Source organism: Azospirillum sp. UENF 211521, assembly GCF_058780535.1.
The window spans coordinates 1,163,581-1,182,830 of record NZ_JBSNCF010000001.1 but is presented as its reverse complement, the minus strand read 5'-3'; the positions used below and the strand labels follow the sequence as shown (position 1 = coordinate 1,182,830).

General features: G+C 69.0%; 15 protein-coding genes and 1 pseudogene. 6 read left to right on the top strand and 10 right to left on the bottom strand.

Annotation, left to right across the window (positions count from 1 at the left end; all coding sequences use genetic code 11):
• Positions 1 to 74 precede the first annotated feature (74 nt).
• Genes ACWPN5_RS05450 through ACWPN5_RS05440 form a run of 3 tightly spaced genes read right to left on the bottom strand, consistent with a single transcriptional unit; the run spans position 75 to position 3,079 of the window.
• Positions 75 to 1,469, bottom strand: a complete 1,395-nt coding sequence (locus tag ACWPN5_RS05450) for an NAD(P)(+) transhydrogenase (Re/Si-specific) subunit beta (protein WP_014239969.1) — start codon at positions 1,467 to 1,469, stop codon at positions 75 to 77.
• Positions 1,470 to 1,471: 2 nt separating this feature from the next.
• Complete coding sequence (locus ACWPN5_RS05445) at positions 1,472 to 1,894, bottom strand: NAD(P) transhydrogenase subunit alpha part 2 (RefSeq protein WP_014239968.1); 423 nt, start codon at positions 1,892 to 1,894, stop codon at positions 1,472 to 1,474.
• Between the two features lie 27 nt (positions 1,895 to 1,921).
• Entirely contained in the window at positions 1,922 to 3,079 is a 1,158-nt protein-coding gene (locus ACWPN5_RS05440) for a Re/Si-specific NAD(P)(+) transhydrogenase subunit alpha (protein ID WP_492294678.1), read from the bottom strand.
• Between the two features lie 424 nt (positions 3,080 to 3,503).
• Here ACWPN5_RS05440 and ACWPN5_RS05435 point away from each other — a divergent pair, with 424 nt between their 5' ends.
• On the top strand, positions 3,504 to 3,752 hold the full coding sequence (locus ACWPN5_RS05435) for a DUF2312 domain-containing protein (RefSeq protein ID WP_014239966.1): 249 nt from the start codon (positions 3,504 to 3,506) through the stop codon (positions 3,750 to 3,752).
• Between the two features lie 21 nt (positions 3,753 to 3,773).
• Here ACWPN5_RS05435 and ACWPN5_RS05430 read toward each other — a convergent pair whose 3' ends face one another.
• From ACWPN5_RS05430 to ACWPN5_RS05420, 3 genes are all read right to left on the bottom strand, one after another.
• On the bottom strand, positions 3,774 to 5,987 hold the full coding sequence (locus ACWPN5_RS05430) for an anthranilate synthase (protein ID WP_492294676.1): 2,214 nt from the start codon (positions 5,985 to 5,987) through the stop codon (positions 3,774 to 3,776).
• Between the two features lie 237 nt (positions 5,988 to 6,224).
• Positions 6,225 to 6,806: a cation efflux transmembrane domain-containing protein gene (locus ACWPN5_RS05425; RefSeq protein ID WP_492294674.1), complete on the bottom strand. Its 582-nt coding sequence runs from the start codon at positions 6,804 to 6,806 to the stop codon at positions 6,225 to 6,227.
• A 181-nt stretch (positions 6,807 to 6,987) separates the two neighbouring features.
• Positions 6,988 to 7,926 carry a cation diffusion facilitator family transporter gene (locus tag ACWPN5_RS05420; RefSeq protein ID WP_145684492.1) on the bottom strand — a complete coding sequence of 313 codons (939 nt, stop codon included), beginning with the start codon at positions 7,924 to 7,926 and terminating at the stop codon, positions 6,988 to 6,990.
• Positions 7,927 to 8,110: 184 nt separating this feature from the next.
• Between ACWPN5_RS05420 and ACWPN5_RS05415 the strand changes: the two genes are divergently transcribed.
• The 4 genes and pseudogenes from ACWPN5_RS05415 to ACWPN5_RS05400 all read left to right on the top strand — a co-directional run bounded on the left by ACWPN5_RS05415 (position 8,111) and on the right by ACWPN5_RS05400 (position 14,659).
• Positions 8,111 to 8,548 carry a CBS domain-containing protein gene (locus tag ACWPN5_RS05415; protein ID WP_145679512.1) on the top strand — a complete coding sequence of 146 codons (438 nt, stop codon included), beginning with the start codon at positions 8,111 to 8,113 and terminating at the stop codon, positions 8,546 to 8,548.
• A 181-nt stretch (positions 8,549 to 8,729) separates the two neighbouring features.
• The gene (locus ACWPN5_RS05410; RefSeq protein ID WP_492294671.1) at positions 8,730 to 9,749 is read left to right on the top strand and encodes a response regulator; all 1,020 of its coding nucleotides are present in this window, start codon (positions 8,730 to 8,732) and stop codon (positions 9,747 to 9,749) included.
• 362 nt (positions 9,750 to 10,111) lie between these two features.
• Positions 10,112 to 13,618 (top strand): annotated as a pseudogene (locus tag ACWPN5_RS05405) (indolepyruvate ferredoxin oxidoreductase family protein); the annotation flags it as partial.
• A gap of 372 nt (positions 13,619 to 13,990) precedes the next feature.
• On the top strand, positions 13,991 to 14,659 hold the full coding sequence (locus ACWPN5_RS05400; protein ID WP_145684485.1) for a hypothetical protein: 669 nt from the start codon (positions 13,991 to 13,993) through the stop codon (positions 14,657 to 14,659).
• On the opposite strand, the gene ACWPN5_RS05395 is transcribed toward ACWPN5_RS05400, so the two are convergent.
• The 4 genes from ACWPN5_RS05395 to ACWPN5_RS05380 all read right to left on the bottom strand — a co-directional run bounded on the left by ACWPN5_RS05395 (position 14,622) and on the right by ACWPN5_RS05380 (position 18,591).
• Positions 14,622 to 16,295: a tetratricopeptide repeat protein gene (locus tag ACWPN5_RS05395; protein WP_492294669.1), complete on the bottom strand. Its 1,674-nt coding sequence runs from the start codon at positions 16,293 to 16,295 to the stop codon at positions 14,622 to 14,624. The two genes, ACWPN5_RS05400 and ACWPN5_RS05395, sit on opposite strands and share 38 nt — an antisense overlap.
• On the bottom strand, positions 16,292 to 16,957 hold the full coding sequence (locus ACWPN5_RS05390; protein ID WP_492294667.1) for an SGNH/GDSL hydrolase family protein: 666 nt from the start codon (positions 16,955 to 16,957) through the stop codon (positions 16,292 to 16,294). The genes ACWPN5_RS05395 and ACWPN5_RS05390 overlap by 4 nt, the downstream gene beginning before the upstream one ends.
• Before the next feature lie 171 nt (positions 16,958 to 17,128).
• On the bottom strand, positions 17,129 to 18,082 hold the full coding sequence (locus ACWPN5_RS05385) for an anti-sigma factor family protein (protein WP_200476949.1): 954 nt from the start codon (positions 18,080 to 18,082) through the stop codon (positions 17,129 to 17,131).
• On the bottom strand, positions 18,082 to 18,591 hold the full coding sequence (locus tag ACWPN5_RS05380; protein WP_014239953.1) for a sigma-70 family RNA polymerase sigma factor: 510 nt from the start codon (positions 18,589 to 18,591) through the stop codon (positions 18,082 to 18,084). Before ACWPN5_RS05380 ends, ACWPN5_RS05385 begins: the two co-directional genes overlap by 1 nt.
• Positions 18,592 to 18,915: 324 nt before the next feature.
• On the opposite strand from ACWPN5_RS05380, the gene ACWPN5_RS05375 reads away from it, so the two are divergent.
• Positions 18,916 to 19,212 (top strand): DNA-binding protein, encoded by a 297-nt coding sequence (locus tag ACWPN5_RS05375; protein WP_200476950.1) that lies wholly within the window; start codon positions 18,916 to 18,918, stop codon positions 19,210 to 19,212.
• Positions 19,213 to 19,250: the final 38 nt, after the last annotated feature.

Here is a 19,250-nt window from a genome sequence, read left to right as displayed (position 1 = left end):
TGATGGCAAAAAGAAACCCCCGGGGCGCGCCGGCCCCGGGGGTTCATCTTACGCCACACCGGTAAGGGTGCGGGTTACTCCATCGACTTCACGACCTCTTCGGTGACCTTCTTGGCGTCGCCGAACAGCATCATGGTGTTGGGGCGGAAGAACAGCTCGTTCTCGACACCGGCGTAGCCGGCGGCCATGCCGCGCTTGATGAAGAACACCGTCTTGGCCTTCTCGACGTCGAGGATCGGCATGCCGTAGATCGGCGACTGCGGATCGGTCTTGGCCGCCGGGTTGGTCACGTCGTTGGCGCCGATCACGAAGGCCACGTCCGCCGTGCCGAAGTCGCGGTTGATGTCCTCCAGCTCGAACACCTCGTCGTAGGGCACGTTGGCCTCGGCCAGCAGCACGTTCATGTGCCCGGGCATGCGCCCCGCCACCGGATGGATGGCGTACTTGACCTCGACGCCCTCCTTCTTCAGCAGGTCGGCCATCTCGCGCAGCGCGTGCTGGGCCTGGGCCACCGCCATGCCGTAGCCCGGGACGATGATCACCGACTGGGCGTTCTTCATGATGTAGGCCGCGTCCTCCGGCGAGCCGGCCTTGACCGTGCCGCGCTCACCGCCGCCCGCCGCCGCCGACGCCGCCCCACTGTCGCCGCCGAAGCCGCCCAGGATGACGTTGAAGATCGAGCGGTTCATGCCCTTGCACATGATGTAGGACAGGATGGCGCCCGACGAGCCGACCAGCGCGCCCGTGACGATCAGCAGGTTGTTCTGCAGCGTGAAGCCGATGCCCGCCGCCGCCCAGCCCGAGTAGCTGTTCAGCATCGAGATCACCACCGGCATATCGGCGCCGCCGATCGGCAGGATCAGCAGGAAGCCAAGCGCCAGCGCGACCAGAACGATGATCCACATCGCCACGCCGGAGTTGCTCTGCACCAGCCAGACGATGAGGAGGATGGTCAGCACGCCGAGGGCGGCGTTGAGGTGGTGCTGGAAGGGGAAGACCAGCGGCTTGCCGGTGACCAAGCCCTGCAGCTTGGCGAAGGCGACGATCGAGCCGGTGAAGGTGATGGCGCCGATGGCGGTGCCGAGCGCCATCTCGACCAGCGAACCCTTGGCGATGGCGCCGGGGACGCCGATGCCGTAGGCCTCGGGCGAGTAGAAGGCCGACAGCGCCACGAACACCGCGGCCAGACCGACCAGCGAGTGGAAGGCGGCGACGAGCTGCGGCAGGGCGGTCATCTCGATCTTCTTGGCGATGACGTAGCCGATGCCGCCGCCGATGGCGATGCCGAGCACGATCATCCAGTAGGACTGGACGATGGGCAGGGCCAGCGTGGTCAGCACGGCGATGGTCATGCCGGCCATGCCGAAGAAGTTGCCCTGGCGGGAGGTCTCCGGGCTGGACAGGCCGCGCAGCGCCATGATGAAGCAGACCGAGGCGACCAGATAGAGAAGGGCGGACAGGGTTTCCATGGTTACTTGCCCTTCTTCTTGAACATCGACAGCATGCGCTGGGTGACCAGGAAGCCGCCGAAGATGTTGACGCTGGCCAGGATGACGGCGAGGAAGCCCATGATCTTGGAGAAGCCGAAGCCGGCCGGGCCGGCGGCGATCAGGGCGCCGACGATGATCACCGAGGACACCGCGTTGGTCACCGCCATCAGCGGCGAGTGCAGCGCCGGCGTCACCCGCCACACCACGTAGTAGCCCACGAAGCAGGCCAGCACGAACACCGTCAGGCCGGTGATGAAGAAGTTGCCGTGGCTCGCCGCGTCCGCGACGGGAGCGGCGTGGCCGAGCGCGGCGGCCTGGGCGGCGAGCGCGTCGATCTGCTGGCTGGCCGCGGCGAGCTGAGCCTTCAGCTCGGCGACGCGGTTGGACAATTGAGTCTGATCCATGTGTCTCTCCCTAATTCCGTCCGGCCTTTAGACCGTCTGGCCGGCGAAGGCGGGATGAACGACCTGCCCATCGCGGGTGAGCGCGATGGCCTTCACGATCTCATCGTCCCAGTTGAGCGTGACGCCCTTCTCCTTGTCGTGCAGCGACTGCAGCAGAGCGAGCAGGTTCTTGGCGTACAAGAGCGAGGCGCTCTCGGCGATGCGGCTGGGGTAGTTGGCGTGGCCGACGATCTTCACCCCGCTGTCGGTGACGACCACCTTGCCCAGTTCCGAGCCCTCGACGTTGCCACCCTGCTCCACCGCCAGATCGATCAGCACCGAGCCCGGCTTCATCGACGCCACATGCTCGCGCGTCACCAGGATCGGCGCCTTGCGCCCGGGGATCAGCGCGGTGGTGATGACGATGTCCTGCTTCTTGATGTGCTCGGCCACCAGCGCCGCCTGCTGGCGCTTGTAGTCGTCCGACATCTCCTTGGCGTAGCCGCCCGCGGTTTCCGCCTGCTTGAACTCGTCGTTCTCCACCGCGACGAAGCTGCCGCCCAGCGACTGCACCTGCTCCTTCACCGCCGGGCGCACGTCGGTCGCCGAGACGATGGCGCCCAGCCGCTTGGCCGTGGCGATGGCCTGCAGACCGGCGACGCCGACGCCCATGATGAAGGCGCGCGCCGGCGGCACCGTGCCCGCCGCGGTCATCATCATCGGGTAGGCGCGGCCGTACTCGCTGGCCGCATCGACCACCGCCTTGTAGCCGGCGAGGTTGGCCTGCGAGGACAGCACGTCCATGACCTGGGCGCGGGTGATGCGCGGCATGAACTCCATGGCAAACGCGTTCACCCCGGCCGCGGCGTAGGCGGCCACGTGGTCGCGGCTGTTGTAGGGGTTGAGGATGGCGAACAGCAGCGCGCCGCGCTTGATCAGCGCCAGCTCGTCGAGGTCCCCCTCCCCGGCCAGCAGCGGGCGCTGCACCTTCAGCACGATGTCGGCGTCGGCCAGCGCCGACGCGGCGTCCGGCGCGATCTCCGCGCCGGCGTCCTGATAGACCCGGTCCGGCAGGTTCGAGCCCAGACCGGCGCCGGTCTCCACGACCACTTCCAGGCTGAGGGCTTTGAGTTTCTTGACCGTCTCCGGAGAAGCCGCGACGCGATTCTCGCCCGCGCGCCGCTCCCTGGGTATGGCGATTTTCATGGTTCTTTATCTCCCCTGCCGCAAGTGGCCGATTTGCGTGCAATCGGCCTAGACCGTCGGCATCAATGCCGGATTTATGTGACTTTGTGAAGCTCAAGAGCGTCGATGGTATTACCAGCGGTGATGGGTGCGGCGCAACAGCCCGGAGAGGGATGGCACGCCCGCGTGCAACGGAAAGTGCAAGGTCGCCGCTTTCGCACGCTCCCGCCATCGGTCTTTCGCATCAGGCGTCCGTCCGGGGCGACGCTCGTCGCCACGGGCGTATCCCACTATCCGGGCACACCCCGCCGAGACGTTGCTGCGGTTTGCCGCGCCCTGTGGCATCCGCGCCGACGACGCCGGGAGTCGCTTGCCATCGACGGCGACCGCCGATATCGTCCGCGCCGGATTCCCCGGAAGCACCCAATTTGAGGTTACCCTTATCATGTCCGACGTCGGCGGCATTGCGGCGGATCGCCTGAAATCCTTCGTGGAGCGCATCGAGCGCCTGGAAGAAGAGAAGCGCGGCCTGCAGGAGGACATCAAGGAGGTCTACTCCGAGGCCAAGGGCACCGGTTTCGACACCAAGATCATCCGCCAGATCATCCGGCTGCGCAAAATGGACAAGGCCGACCGCCAGGAACAGGAAGCCATCCTGGAACTCTACAAGGAAGCGCTGGGGATGGTGGAGTAACCACCCCCGGCCTCTTCCCCGTCACGCCGCCGCGTCTGCAAAGACGCCGGCGGCCAGCCGGTCCATCACGTTGCCCAGCAGGGCGAGACCGGCCCCACCGTCGAGCGACAGGATCGACTCGGGGTGGAACTGCACCGCGGCGAGCGGAAGCCGCCGGTGCTCGACCGCCATCACCAGACCGTCGGCGGTTTCCGCGGTCACCGTAAGGTCTGCCGGCAGCCGGTCGCGCCGCGCCACCAGCGAGTGGTAGCGACCGACCCTCATCCGCTCCGGCAGGCCGGCGAACAGCGCGCCGCCCAGCACCCGGACCTCCGTCGCCTTGCCGTGGACCGGCTCCGGCAAAACGTCAAGCGCGCCGCCGAACCGCTCCACCATCCCCTGCAAGCCCAGGCAGACGCCGAAGACCGGCAGGCCGAGCGCCAGCGCCGCGTCGATGGTGCCGGCCACGTCGAAATCCGCCGGGCGTCCCGGACCGGGGGACAGCACGACCAGATCCGGCTTCCGCTCCGCCAGCGCCGCCCGCGCGTGGCTGTGACGCAGCGTCGTCACCGACGCGCCGGTCTGGCGCAGATAGTCGGCCAGCGTGTGGACGAAGCTGTCGTCGTGATCCACCAGCAGCACCCGCCGGCCCCGCCCGCCGTTGGGAGCCGCCGGAAGAGCGGGCGCCGCACCCACCGTCGTCCCGCGGATGGCGTCGCGGAAGGCGGCGGCCTTCAGGCGGCACTCCGCGTCCTCCGCGTCCGGGTCGCTGTCGGACAGCAGCGTCGCCCCCGCCCGCACGTAGGCAACGCCCTCGGCCATGCGGATGGTGCGCAGGGTCAGGCCGGTGTCCATCCCGCCGTCGAAGCCCAGGCGGCCGAAGGCCCCGCCGTACCAGCGCCGCGGCGATTGCTCCGTGTCCTCCAGGAACTGCATGGCCCAGCGCTTGGGCGCCCCGGTCACCGTCACCGCCCAGGTGTGGGTGAGGAAGGCGTCCAGCGCGTCCAGACCGGGCCGCAGCCGCCCCTCCACATGGTCCACCGTGTGGATCAGGCGGGAGTACAGCTCGATCATCCGCCGCCCGATCACCCGGACGGACCCCGGCTCGCACACCCGCGCCTTGTCGTTGCGGTCCACGTCGGTGCACATGGTCAGTTCCGCCGCGTCCTTGGCCGAGGTCAGCAGGCGAAGGACCTGCGCCGCGTCGCCCAGCGCGTCGGCCCCGCGCGCCACGGTGCCGGAGATCGGGCAGGTCTCCACCCGCCCGCCCATTCGACCGCCCGCCACCCGCACGTACATCTCCGGGCTGGCGGCGACGAGGAACTCGCCCCGCCCGAGGTTGACGAAGGCCTCGTAGGGCGCCGGGTTGGCGGCGCGCAGCCGCCGGAACACCGCCGAGGGCGCGTCGGCGCAGGGCTCGGCGAAGGTCTGGCCGGGAACCACCTCGAACAGGTCGCCGCGACGGAAAGCGGCCTTGGCATTCTCGACAACTCGCTGATACGCGCCGGGCGCGTGGTCGCAGCCGGTTTCTGTGTTGGTGTCGGGGCGGTACGGGTGGTCGCGCCCGGCGCGCTCCAGCCCCTCGGTGCTGCCCGCCGCCGTGACGAACTCATACTCGACGAGCCGCGCGAGGCCCGCCACCGGGTCCAGGGCGACGAGCCGGTCCGGCAGGTAGAGCACCAGATCACGCTGGTCGTCCGGCCGCTCCAGCCGCAGGCGGATCGGCTCGAACTGGAAGGCGAGGTCGTAGGCGAAGGCCCCATAGAGTCCGAGAATCGGGTCGTCGGGGGCGGCGAACAGGTTCAGCACCGCGCGCAGGACCGAGAAGACGGAGGGTTGGCGGCTCCGCTCCTCCTCCGGGAAGGGATGCTGGGGCTTGCGGACCAGGGCGGTGACGCGCGACGGCTCCTCCTCCAGCCCGGCCAGCGCCTCCAAACCGCGCAGGGCCTCGGCGATGGCTGGCAGCAGCACCCGGCCCCGCGCGTTCAGCGCGTCGAGGCGCAACGTCCGTCCGCGCGCGGTGAGTGCCAGCGGCGGATCGGTGAAGCCCAGCGCGTGGCGGCGGTAGCGGCCCGGCGCCTCCACCCCGCTGGACAGCAGCAGGCCGCGGCGGCGGTCCAGCGCGTCGATCACCGGATCGAGAGCGCCTTGCGGGTCGAGCGCCATCGCCCGCCGCGTGACGGTGACACCGCCGCGCGTCCGGAAACGCAGCGGTTCGAGGAGGCCGGGGGAAGCGAGGAGATCGGCGGGATACATGGTGGGGTCTCCGATGGTCGATCCGTTGGCGGACGGACACCCGGAGTTCCCTTGCTCGACACCTGGATTTCCTGGTCAGGAAAAAGGCCGCCCGGAAGCTCCGGGCGGCCTTTCGATACTCTGTGCGCTCACGCGCGTCGGCTGGCCGGCCCGGTTAGACGGGCCACCACCAACGACACGACAGGGAGGGCGCAACGAAAATCATGGCGTCGAGTTCGCCACAGGGATGCGGCCCTGTCAAGCCCCCTTGCCCAGCCCGGTCGGGTCGGCGGGGGCGTGCCACGCGCGGAGTTCGGCCACCGCCTGCCGCAGCGCCGTGACGGCGGTGGACAGCACCGTGGCGGCGATGACCGCGGCGACCAGATGGTCCGGCCAGCCCTGCCCCATCGTCCAAACGCCCGCCGCCGCCATCATCACCGCGGCGTTGGTCAGCACGCCGTTGCGGGCGCACAGCCAGACCGCGCGCAGCGACACTCCGCCGCGCCGTCCGGCGAACAGCAGGACCGCCACCGACAGGCTCGTCCCCACGCCGAGAAGCGCGACGAGGCTCATCACCGGCGCGTCAGGAACGGTGCCGGCGATGGCGCTCCACGCCGTGGCGGCCACCAGCCCCAGCCCGAGGACGGTCAGCGCCAGCCCTCGTGCCAGCGTGGCCCAGCCGCGGAACTCCAGCCCCCGCCCCATCATCCACAGGCCGGCGCCATGGGTCAGCGCGGCTGCCAGGAAATCCAGCGCGCTCGCCCGCAAGGCCATGGACTGCGTCTCCAGCCCCGCGGCCAGAGCGACGGCGGCCATCAGCCCGTTGACGAGCAGAGCCATGCGCAGGGTGCGGCGATAATCAGCCTGCCGCCCGCCATTCGGACGACCGCCGCCCCCGCCGCCCCCACAGGAGCCTCCACAGCAATTGCCGGCCATTCCGTCACCCTCCGCCCGCGCCACGCGCACCGTTTATCAAGGACACTCTAATATACACGAACCGGACCGTCCACAGGACCGGTCATCACTCCGCCCATTCCGGATCACTGGTGAAGACGATGGTGAGCCAGCGGTCGGGGCCTTCGCCGCCGATCGCGGCACCCACCTCGTCGCGGATTTTGTCCCACTCCTCCAGCGTGCGCGGCGGCCAGCCGCGCGGGACGATGAAGAACAGCTCGATCTGCCGCCCCCGCCCCACCCGCGCGACATAGGCGCGGTAGGAGGCGAGGCCATGGCGCTGCACGATGTCCGACGCGACGGCATCGACGTGCCGTTTGAGGTCGGCGGGCGTGACCAGAAGGACATCGGCCAGCGCCCGCCGCATCGTGCCGACCGGGATCGGGATGACCACCAGACAGACCAGGGCCAGCGCCGCCGGGTCGATGTAGGGCGACATCCAGTGAAGCCGGGTGCCCTGGATCAGATACCCGAACACGAAGGCGACGAGCAGCGCCGCGGTGAGCGCCGCCGACATGATCCAGGCCTTCGCGTCAAGCGCCAGGAAATCGGAGCGGACGGTCCGGTTCGCCCGCGTCGCGAAGACCGCCATGCCGGCCGCGACGAGAACCGTCACCGCCGCGTAGGCGATCGCGTGGTCGAAGGCCAGATCGCGGCCGCCGGTCATCAGGCTGCCTACGGCGTTGATGAGCGCGTAGATCGCCGCCCCCATCAACAGGGTGGCGTTCAGCCCGAGGACCATGGGTTCGAGATGCCAGAAGCCCATGGTGAAACGCTCGGCCAGCTTTCCGCGGCGCGGTCCGCCGGTGCTCAAGGTGGCGGTCGAGGCGGTGATCAGGTTCGACACCAGCAGCGTCACCATCGTCATGCTGGCGTCCACCAGCGCATAGATGCCGTCGAAGACGATGGCGAAGGAGCCCGACAGCAGGCCGAACAGGATGCCGGCGCCCGCCAGCAGCACCGTGACGGCGATGGACAGGCGAAGAACCCTCTGCTCGGTGGTCATGCGCGCGCTCCCTTTCCTCCGCCACCCGGCGGTTGCCACGCATTCATGCATAGCGGCCCCGTCGAGACGGCAAAACCGATTTTCCAATCCGGACCGCCAAGCCCTTGCCGGAACCGCCGGCCGCTCCAGGCTCATTCCGAATCGGACCCCGCCGATTCGCCAACCCCAAAGAGGGAGGGTGGACATGACCGTCGTTTCCGAGGTTCTGAACCGCAAAGGCCATAACGTCGCATCGATCCTGCCGTCCGAATCCATCCGGACCGCCGCCCGCACGCTGACCGAGCGGCGCATCGGCGCCTTGGTAGTGTGCGACCGCCGGGGCCGGCTGGCCGGCATCCTGTCGGAGCGCGACATCGTCCGCGCCGTGGCGATGCATGGCGCCGATGCGCTGGACATGCCGGTGGAGGATCTGATGACCCGTCAGGTCAAGACCTGCCGGCCGGAGGATACGATCAAGGACCTGATGCAGATGATGACCCTGCGTCGCCACCGCCATGTGCCGGTGTGCAACGACGCGGGCGACCTTGCCGGGGTGATCTCCATCGGCGACGCCGTGAAGGCCCGCCTGGACGAGCAGGCCCACGAGGTGGCTGTCCTGAAGGATCTTGCATTGGTCCGCTAGAGGCACCCCGGACCTCGACCAAGTCCCCGGACGGGGGAGCCGAAGACCAGGCGCACTCCATGAGGCGAAAAGGCTCCCCCGGTCGCGCGCCGTTTGGCGCTAACACGTCTCCGCGTCCTGAAATCCCAGGGCGGCGTTCGGATATTCGGTAACGCTTCGTTCCCGAACCTTCGGACCCGACATGCCGCGCCGCTACCCGACCCACCTGAAGATCCTGGTCGTCGAGAACAACCCGCTGCTGCTGCGGGCGCTGCGGGATATGCTGGAACATTGGGGGGTCGGTCAGGTCGCCCCGGCCGCCAACGGGCGGGAGGCGATGGAGCTGATGCGCCGCGAGCCCTATGACCTGATGGTCACCGACTGGGTGATGGAACCGGTGGGCGGCGGGCAGCTTGTCCGCTGGGTGCGCGGCTCGGCCAGTTGCCTCAGCCCCGACTTGCCGATCATCGTGCTGACCGCCAACGCCGACGTCGCCACCGTGCGCGCCGCCTGGGACGCCGGAGCGGACACCGTCCTCGCCAAGCCGGCCTCCGCCAGCACCATCGCCCGGCGCATCGAAACCGTGCTGACCAACCCACGCCGGGGTGGCCGCTCCCAAGCCGAGGCGGGCGCCGCCAAGCCGACGAACAGCAACACGCCCTCCCCTTCGCACGCGGCGCCGACCCGCCCGGCGATCTCCTCCGTCCCCGCCCCGCTGCGCCTCCCCCCGCCGCCGCCGCGCCTGCCCGGCCCGTCCACAGCGGGAACAGGTCCGCTGCGCTCCACCGACCCGAAGATGGTCCATCTGGTGCTGGCGCTCGACCGGATGGAAAGGGCACTGGCCAACCCCGACGCGCTGGGCACCCGGCTGCGCCACGCGGTGTCCGACCTGCAGCTGGCCGCCGCCGGCAACGCCGCGGCCACCGCGATCGTCGCCTCGCTGTCCACCTGCATCACCTGGGTGGACCATGACGGAGAAAGCTTCCAGGAGGCGGTGCAGGCCCACATGGACGCCCTGCGCTGGACGGTCAGCATCGGCGGCGGGACGGAGTCCACCGCCGCCCTGCGCGTGATGATCGGCGCCCTGCGCGCCATGGTGCGCAGCCTCAGCCTGCGCGACGGCACCGGCCCCAGCCTGTGGCCGGATGGCGCCTTCGGTGCGCCGGACCATGGGGGCGAGGCTGGCCCCTCCTCCGGTCATTCTCCCCTCCCGCCGGTCTGAAGACGTCCCATATCGGGTAAGTGGCCCCCACCCCAGCCCTCCCCCGCTATCGCAGGAGAGGGTGCCTTCCGCGAAGCGGCGGCAATCCCCTCCACCTCGAAGAGGGGGAGGGTTAGGGAGGGGGCAGCGGTCAAACGCATTGGAACGCGAGCGGGAATGTCCCGCCGGAGGGCGATTCCCGCCCGTCCGTTTCACAGCGCTGCGAGCGCCGGACCGTTCCTTGCTTTTTGCAGGAGGGGGTCCGGCGCCAGTTGCCGAATAAGACAGCCTTCGTTACCTTTTTGCTTGTCGAACAAACACAAGAAGCGGCGCGGCGAACGCGCCCCGAACAGCGCTTTTCAGGGCGCCACAAAGGGGATGGAACAATGGCTCTCGCAACCGTGACCCTTGACGACAAGTACGCGCTTGAACAGGGGCGCGTGTACCTGACGGGAACCCAGGCGCTCGTGCGCCTTCCGATGATGCAGCGCCAGCGCGATCTTGCCGCCGGGTTGAACACCGCCTGTTTCATTTCGGGTTACCGCGGATCGCCCTTGGGCGGCTTCGACCAGAATTTGTGGAACGCGCGCAAGTTCCTGGAGAAGAACCACATCCGCTTCCAGCCCGGCGTGAACGAGGAGCTGGGCGCCACCGCCGTCTGGGGCAGCCAGCAGGTCGGCATGTTCCCCGGCGCCAAGTACGACGGCGTCTATTCCATGTGGTACGGCAAGGGTCCGGGTGTCGACCGGTCGGGCGACGTGTTCAAGCACGCCAACGCCGCCGGCACCTCGCGCAACGGCGGCGTGCTGGTGCTGACCGGCGACGACCACAACGCCAAGTCCTCCACCTTCCCGCACCAGTCCGAACACGCCTTCATGCACGCGATGATTCCCGTGCTGAACCCGTCGGGCGTGCAGGAGATCCTGGATTACGGCCTGATCGGCTGGGCGATGAGCCGCTATTCCGGCTGCTGGATCGCCATGAAGACGATCGCCGAGACGGTGGACACCTCGGCCTCGGTGACCATCGACCCGCACCGCGTCAGCCCGATCGTCCCCGCCGACTTCGCGATGCCGCCGGGCGGCCTGAACATCCGCTGGCCCGACCCGCCGCTGGAGCAGGAATACCGGCTGATGAAGCACAAGCTGTACGCCGCCCTGGCGTTCGCGCGTGCCAACCGGCTGGACAAGGTGATGGTGTCCTCCCCCCGCCCGCGCTTCGGCATCGTCACCACCGGCAAGAGCTATCTGGACGTCCGGCAGGCCTTCGACGAGCTGGGAATCACCGAGGCGATGGCCGCCGACTGGGGCCTCACCGTCTACAAGGTCGGCATGCCCTGGCCGCTGGAGCGCGACGGCGTGCGCCACTTCGCCGAGGGGCTCGACGAGATCGTCGTGGTCGAGGAGAAGCGCGCGGTCATCGAGAACCAGCTCAAGGAGCAGCTCTACAACTGGCATCCCGACGTCCGCCCGAAGGTGGTCGGCAAGTTCGACGAGCATGGCGAGTGGATCCTCCCCTCCGCCGGTGAGCTGTCGCCCGCACAGATCGCCGTGGTCATCGGGCGCCGGCTGGAGCGCTTCGTCGACAACGAGAACCTGAAGCGCCGCGTCGCCTTCCTGGACGCCCAGGAAAAGCAGAAGGCCCATCAGGCCCGCGTCATCCGCAAGCCGACCTTCTGCTCCGGCTGTCCGCACAACACCTCCACCCATGTGCCGGAGGGCAGCCGCGCGCTGGGCGGCATCGGCTGCCACTACATGGCGACGTGGCTGGACCGCAAGACCGACACCTTCACCCAGATGGGCGGCGAGGGCGTGCCCTGGGTCGGTCAGGCGCCCTTCACCGAGGAGAAGCACATCTTCGCCAACCTCGGCGACGGCACCTACTACCACTCCGGCATCCTGGCCATCCGCCAGTCCATCGCAGCGAAGGCCAACATCACCTACAAGATCCTCTTCAACGACGCCGTGGCGATGACCGGCGGCCAGCCGGTGGACGGCACGCTGACCGTCCAGTCGCTCGCCAACCAGCTCCGCGCCGAGGGCGTGGGCCGCATCGTCGTCGTGTCCGACGAACCGGAGAAGTACGGCATCGGCGACGGCCTGCCCCAGTACACCAGCGTCGAGCACCGCGACGACCTGGACCGCGTGCAGAAGGAGATGCGCGAGGTGTCCGGCGTCAGCGTCCTGATCTACGACCAGACCTGCGCCACCGAGAAGCGCCGCCGCCGCAAGCGCGGCAAGATGGTCGACCCGGCCAAGCGCGTGATCATCAACGAGCTGGTCTGCGAGGGCTGCGGCGACTGTTCCGCCAAATCCTCCTGCGTGTCGGTGGTGCCGCTGGAGACCGAGTTCGGGCGCAAGCGCCAGATCGACCAGTCGAGCTGCAACAAGGATTATTCCTGCACCAAGGGCTTCTGCCCCAGCTTCGTGACGGTGGAGGGCGGGCAGCTCCGCAAGCCGAAACCGGCCGCGGCCAAGGTCGGGGCCGACGCGTCGGACCTGCGCACCCCGACCCTGCCCGCGCTCGACCGGCCCTGGGGCATCTACGTCACCGGCGTCGGCGGCACCGGCGTGGTGACCATCGGCGCCCTGCTCGGCATGGCCGCCCACATCGAGGGCAAGGGCGTCGGCGTGCTCGACATGACCGGCCTCGCCCAGAAGGGCGGTGCGGTGACCAGCCACATCCGCATCGCCGCCACGCCGGAGGACATCCATTCCGTCCGCATCGCGGCGGGCGGGGCCGACGCGGTGGTGGGCTGCGACCTGATCGTCGCCGGGGCGGGCGACGCCCTGTCGAAGATGGCGCACGGCCACACCCGCGCGGTCATCAACACCCACGACACCATCACCGTGGACTTCCTGAAGAAGCCGGATTTCGCGGTGCCGGTGCGCGATCTGGTGGCCGACATCCGCAAGGCCTGCGGCGAGGGTGCGGTGAACGCCTTCGACGCGACCAAACTGGCAACCGCGCTGATGGGCGACAGCATCGCCACCAACCCCTTCCTGATGGGCTACGCGTGGCAGAAGGGTCTGATCCCGATCACCGCCGAGGCCATCCTGAAGGCGATCGAGCTGAACGGCGTGGCGGTCAAGATGAACACCGACGCCTTCAACTGGGGCCGCCGCGCCGCCGTCGATCTGGCCGCGGTGGAAGCCGCCGCCAACCCGCCGCAGGAGCAGGCGGCATCTCATGACCTGTTCATCCTCGACCAGCGCCGCCCCTCGGCCAGCCTGGACGAGGCCATCGCCCGCCGCACCGCCTTCCTGACCGACTATCAGGACGCGGCCTACGCCAGCCGCTACCACGCGCTGGTCGACTGGACGCGGCGCGTCGAGGGGCAGAGGCTTCCCGGCTCCACCGCCCTGACCGAGGCCGTCGCCAAGGGATATTTCAAGCTGCTCGCCTATAAGGACGAGTATGAGGTGGCCCGGCTCTACACCGACACCGGCTTCGTCGAGCAGGTCGGGCGGATGTTCGAGGGCGACTACAAGCTGGTCTTCCACATGGCCCCGCCGGTGATGGGCGAGAGCGGCGAGGACGGCGGTGAGCCGAAGAAGAAGCGCTTCGGCCCGTGGATGCTGAAAGCCCTGCGCCTGCTCGCCAAAGGCAAGCGCCTGCGCGGCAGTCCGCTCGACCCCTTCGGCTGGCTGGCCGAGCGTCGCATGGAGCGCCGCCTGATCGCGGAGTACGAAGCGATCATGGGCGAAATCCTGCACGGCCTGACCCGCGACAACCACGCCACGGCGGTGGAGATCGCCCGCCTGCCGCAGGAAATGCGCGGCTACGGCCCGGTGAAGGCCCGCAACGTCGCGGCGGCCAAGGCGAAGGAGGCCGCCCTGCTCGACGGCTTCCGCCAGCCCGCCGCCCCGCAGCCGTTGGCGGCTGAGTAATATCGGCCGCGGCGTGATATCGACCGTCATTGATGATGATCGCCGATATCCGCGCCGACGGTTGGCAACCGCAGAAGCTCTTGATTTTGAAAGGTCAGGATCAAGAGCCGCTGCCGTAGGGCTGCCGCACCTGCGCGCAAGCTGCTCCTGCACGCTCCACCAAGAGCCGACCGCTTTTGGTGGAGCGTGCACATCCATCGCGCGTGCGGGCGAAAAGCCATGCCGTGCCGCCCCTGTCTGGACCACCCATGTCCGGACCACCCATGTCCGGACCTCCTTGGTTAAGGTTGCCCGTCGCCTGACACGTGAACGCCCAAGTTCACGAATCACCATCATGGCCCGTCATCATGGAGCAAGGCGAAGGAGACGGAGATGATCATAATATTCATTGGCGGCCACGGGCGGTGCGACGAAAATCTCTTGTGCAACGTGCCGGAGAAAGTGGCCCTCACTTGGTACGGATGCCAGGGAAACTCGGTGGGGAAAGATTTTTCATCCGCGATCCTCAAGGGCGCCTTCACATCCCCTCTGCCCACGGGGGTGGTGACCACTCCGCTCTGCGAGCATTATTCGTGCGACTCCATTTCCTTGGAGTGCGAGATGCGCGCTCAGGCTTTTCTGGAAGGGCCTTGGGATACCGACACCTACTTGATTCAGGCCCGTCCGGACTGCATCGTTCCACTCAGTGCAATTCTTGCCTATGCCGTGGACAAGTGGAAAGGCCGGCTGATCGAGATCAGATGGGCGGTATGCCGAACCTCTGTCAGAAGAAAATCCTTTGTTGTGCATCGCTTCAACAAAGAAACAAATATGCCGTACAATGAACTCCGCTCGGAAAAGGATCCAGCACCGGTTCCCTGTGAAGTGACGAGCAGCGGCATTCCAATTGAGGAATTTGAAAAGAAAATTTATCTGGAACAATGGAGTTCCGAAAAGAAAACCGTTTCAATCAACGAAACACCCACCATGAAGCAAATGCAGAATATTTTTGGAGGGAGTGCGTCTAAGCAGACCGGATCCTCCAAGGAAAGCCCGCTTTAGTCAGATCGCGGCGCAGCCGGTCCACCGGCTCCGTCCAGTTGCCGAACACGGATTGGCGGTAGAGACGGGCCGTCGGGTACCAGGGCGAATCCGTCCGCCCGTGCATCCAGCGCCATTCCGCCCCTTGGTCGAGCAGCACCGCCACCGGTTTCCCCAGCGCTCCGGCGAGGTGGGCCACGGCGGTGCAGGGGCTGATGACGATGTCCAGCGCCTGGATGGCCGCGGCGGTGTCGGCGAAATCGCGCAGTTCCGCTCCAAGGTCCAGGACCGGTCCGAACGGGGGGCAGCGCTCCAGTTCCGAACGCCCGTGCCCGACCTGGAGCAGGACCGCCGTCACGCCGGGGATACCGGACAGCGGCCGCACCGCCTCGAACCCCGGCGAGCGCTGGCGGTGGTAGGGAAAGGCGACCGAACCGTGCCAGACCAGCCCCGCCTTCACCCCGCGCAGCCCGGCCAGCCGGTCCGCCCACCGCCGCGCCGCCGCGTCGGGCGCCCGCAGATAGGGAACGGCGGCGGGCACGCTGTCCAGGTCGGTGCCCATGCGATGGATCAGGCTCATGATGGGGATATGGACGTCGTGGGCCGGCGGCGGCCCGTCGAGCCCGGACAGCTCGTCCGCCAGCTCCGACGCGCGGAACAGGGCGAGCAGCCCCTCCGGCCCGTGGAAGACCACGCGCATCCCCTGCGCCCGCAGCAGCGGGGCGTAGCGAATGAACTGGATGGCGTCGCCATGGCCGCGGTCGGCGTGGATCAGCAGCGTCCGGCCCGGCCGGACCCGACCGTCCCAGACCGGCCGGCTGTAGGAGCGCGACGGCGCGAAGGCGGGCAGGCTCAACCGCGCCTCGTAATCCGCCGCCCCGGCGCGCAGGCGCCCGGTGAGCATCCGCAGCGTTCCCCGCCCTGCCCGCGCCGTGTCCATCCCCGGCGCCAGACGCAAGGCGCGCTCGAAGGCGGCCTCGGCCAGGGCGACCGCGTGCCGCCCCAGCCCGGCAAAGCCCAGGTTGGCCCAGGGCTCGGCCGCGGACGGGTCGAGCGCTGCCGCCCGGCGCAGCGCAGCGCGCGCCTCGTCCTGCCGCCACGCCGCCAGCAGCGCCGCCCCCGCCGCCCCCCAGGCGGCGGCCGTGCCGCGCAGCACCGCCAGCCGGGCGAAGGCCTCGGCCGCCGCCTCCGGCCGTTCCGCCGTGCCCAGCGCCTCCGCCAAGTTGTTCTGGCTGCGGGCATGGCCGGGGGCCAGGACCAGAGCAAGCCGATAGAGCGCCATCGCGGCGGCGACATCCCGCGCGCCCAGCCGCAAATCGCCGAGATCGCAGGCAAGATCCGGCGACAGCACGGCGCGGCGCACGGCGCCGGCCAGCAGGGCCGATGCCCTGTCCGCCCGCCCCTGACGCTTCAGGCATTCCGCTTGGCTGCGCGCGTAGGCGGGGTTGTCGGGCGCGCAGGCCGACGCCCGGCGGAAGCGCGCCTCTCCCCCGCCAGGGTCGCCTCCCGAAACCGCCAGAACGCCCAGGATGTTCCAGGCCTCGCCATGGCCGGGGACCAGCGCCAGCGCACGGACGACCCGGCGTTCCGCGCCGGCCCGGTCGCCCCGCTGAAGCGCGGCGGCGCCCGCGCGGAGAAAGTCCATCGCGTCGGTCATGACGGCAGGTCCAGCGCGTTCAGCGCCTCCGCCCAGACCTCGGCGGCGCGGATGGGGTGGAGGTGGTGGTCGCCGGGATTCGGGCTGCGGAACGCCTCGGCGACCAGACCGCTGTCCGGGTCGGTGATGCACGGCGTGATGTCGATGAAGGGCAGCCCGCGCGCCGCCGCCTCGTTGCGCAGGAGGGCGTTGTAGCGGTGGGTCAGTTCGGTGCGCTGGCGCAGCGTGGCGGTGACCTCGTGCCGGGCGCGCGCGACCTTCCCACGGGTCTCGCCGTCGCGGATGGTCGGCAGCACCGCCCCGGTCAGCACCAGCGTGGGATAGCCGCCCTCCAGCAGATCATCCACGAAGGCGGCGCAGGCGGCCACCGAGTCCTCCAACTGCCGCTCGACGCAATCACCGTGCCTCTGCGCCCGCCACCAGATGACGAACCCGCAATCGACCTCGCCGAGTTGGATCACAGGAATGGCGTCCGCCTGGGCGGGGAGCAGCGCCTCCTTGAAGAGAGCGACCGCGTGGGTCTGGCTCTCCGGGTTGCGCAGGCCGACCGAGGTCGCTCCGGGGACCGGCAGACAGCGCGCCGGACGGTTGAGCAGACGCAACGTTGCGGCGACCTCGAAGGCTTGCACGTGGCTGTCGCCGATGAAGTACCAGTCCCGCATGCCCCGTTCCGCGCCGTCACCGGCGCATTGTGGAGCGGCGGCGGGACAAGAGTAAACCGGGAAACGAAAGGCGGAAGGCTATCTCAACGTCACATGATAAAGGGTCGCATCATCCCGACAGGATGTGCGAGGGGCGGTGGGAGCCCCTCGCACAACGGTTCCGTTCCGACCTCAGCTGTCCTTCGGCTTGTGCGTGTCGCTGATCGGCTGGACGCCGGCCGGCGGCTGGTCCTGCTGCGGCTGGGGCTGCTGCTCCTGCTGCTGTTGCTGTTGGGGCTGCGGGTTCTGCTGGGATTGTGGCTCGGGGCGGCGCGGGCCGGCCTTGACGTCGTTGTAGACGGCCTCGGCGACGCGCAGCAGGTCCTCCTTGGACATCCGGCCGGCCAGCGCATAGGCCAGCGGCCCCTCCACCCAGTAGATGGTCGCCACGTCGCCGTTCTGCGAGAAGCCGAACTTCGCCGGGTTGCCGGAGCGCGGGGCGCCGACGAACAGGGTGACGCGCTTGTTCGCCTCGTTCACGTACATGTACTGGGCGCCGGCCCCCAACTCGGTGGGCAGCGACCGCCCGCCGATCAGCCGCAGCCCGACCCCGCCGAGGTCCGGGCCGAACACGTCGCGGCCGACGCGCTTGGACAGCCAGCTGTTCAGCTCGTCCTGGTTGTCGGCGCCAAGCTCCACCTGGAAGCGCTCGTCGGAGGTGTAGAAGCGGTGGGCCTGGGTGGCCTCCTCGGCGAAGGTCTGGAGCGTCTGGCGCTGCTGGACGACCGGCGACTGGTCGACGGCGCCGCGGCCCAGCCAGCCGCCGCCGGCCCCGCCGACGATCAGCATCACCGCCGCGGCCATGCGCACCCAGTGGCGGGCGTGCCAGGGGGCGGCGTTGTCGTTGCCGGGCATGCGCCCGCGCAGCTTGCCCGTCAGTTCATCGACCGGGCCGCTTGCCGGCTCGCGCAGCACGGGGTCGAAGAGTTCGTGCAGCAACGCGGCCTGGGCGCGGTAATCCTCCGCCCGGCGGGCGGCATCCGGGTCATCGGCCAGCCATCGCTCCACGAAGAGCCGGCGTTCCGGAGCCAGTTGCCCATCCACATAGGCGTGCAGTTCGTCGTCCGTTACGCAATGCGCGTTCATCACTTCACCCGCCTGAGGGCCACCGAGCCCTCGTTCGCCAGCTTCGCCCTGACCGCCTCGCGCGCCCGCGAGAGGCGCGACATGACGGTCCCGATCGGCACGCCGAGCGTCTCGGCGACCTCTTCGTATTTCAGGCCCTCCAGCGCGACGAGGAGCAGCACCTTGCGCTGTTCCTCCGGCAGGTCGTCGAGCGCGCGCATCATCTCGCGCAACTCCACACGTTCCTCCTGCCGGGCCGGGGTCACCAGCTTCGACTCGACGCTGTCCACATCGACCTCGTCGGGCCGCGACGCTTTGGAGCGGACCTGATTGACATGGACGTTGTGCAGGATGGTGAAAAGCCACGCCCGCAGGTTCGTCCCCGCCTTGAAGGTGTCGGCGCGCGCCACCGCCCGCGTCAACGCCTCCTGCACCAGATCCTCGGCATCCGAACGGTTGCGCAGCAACGCGCGCGCGTAGCGGCGCAGCGACGCAATGTGGACTTCCAGCTCGACCCCGAACGTGCTCAACCGCGCACCCGATTGTTGCCTCGAAGGCTCCACGGACCGCCGGGTGGCGGATCATGGCACTCCTTCAGGTAGGAACGGGTGGCGCGGCCTCCCAGGGCCGAGCCCCATTCAGGACCCGGTACGCCAGGATGAACGCCCCCCGCTCATCGTTTATTCCAGACTTTGATGCCCGTGCAGCAAAAATTCGGCGGAAAGGTGGCGGGGCCGAAAACCGTCTCCTTTGGAGCGCCGGCTTGTGGCATATCGCCGCTGCGCGCGGATAAGCCCTCGAAACCGGTGCGCGGCTTGGCACAATCCACCGCACTGCGTCATCAGGGCGGGGCCATGGCACGCCATCACGACACCATCGAAATCCTGGTCACCGCCCGCCATCTGGAGGCCCAGGGCATCCGCCCGACCACGCGCATGCTGCGGCTGGCGCTGGGCGGCGGCAGCAACGCGGCCATCGCCCAGGCGCTGGCGGTGGAGGAGCTGACGCCGCTGGAGGAACTGATCCGGCGGCGCCGCGACCAGCTCGACCTCGACATCACCAACGCCCGCCGCGCGCTGGCCGAGCTGGAGGCCGAACAGGCCCGGCTGGACGAGCTGGACGAGTCCCTGACCGCGCTGGTCAAGGCTTAGCCGACAAAGGAAACCCCTCCCCCGGGCCATGCCGGGGA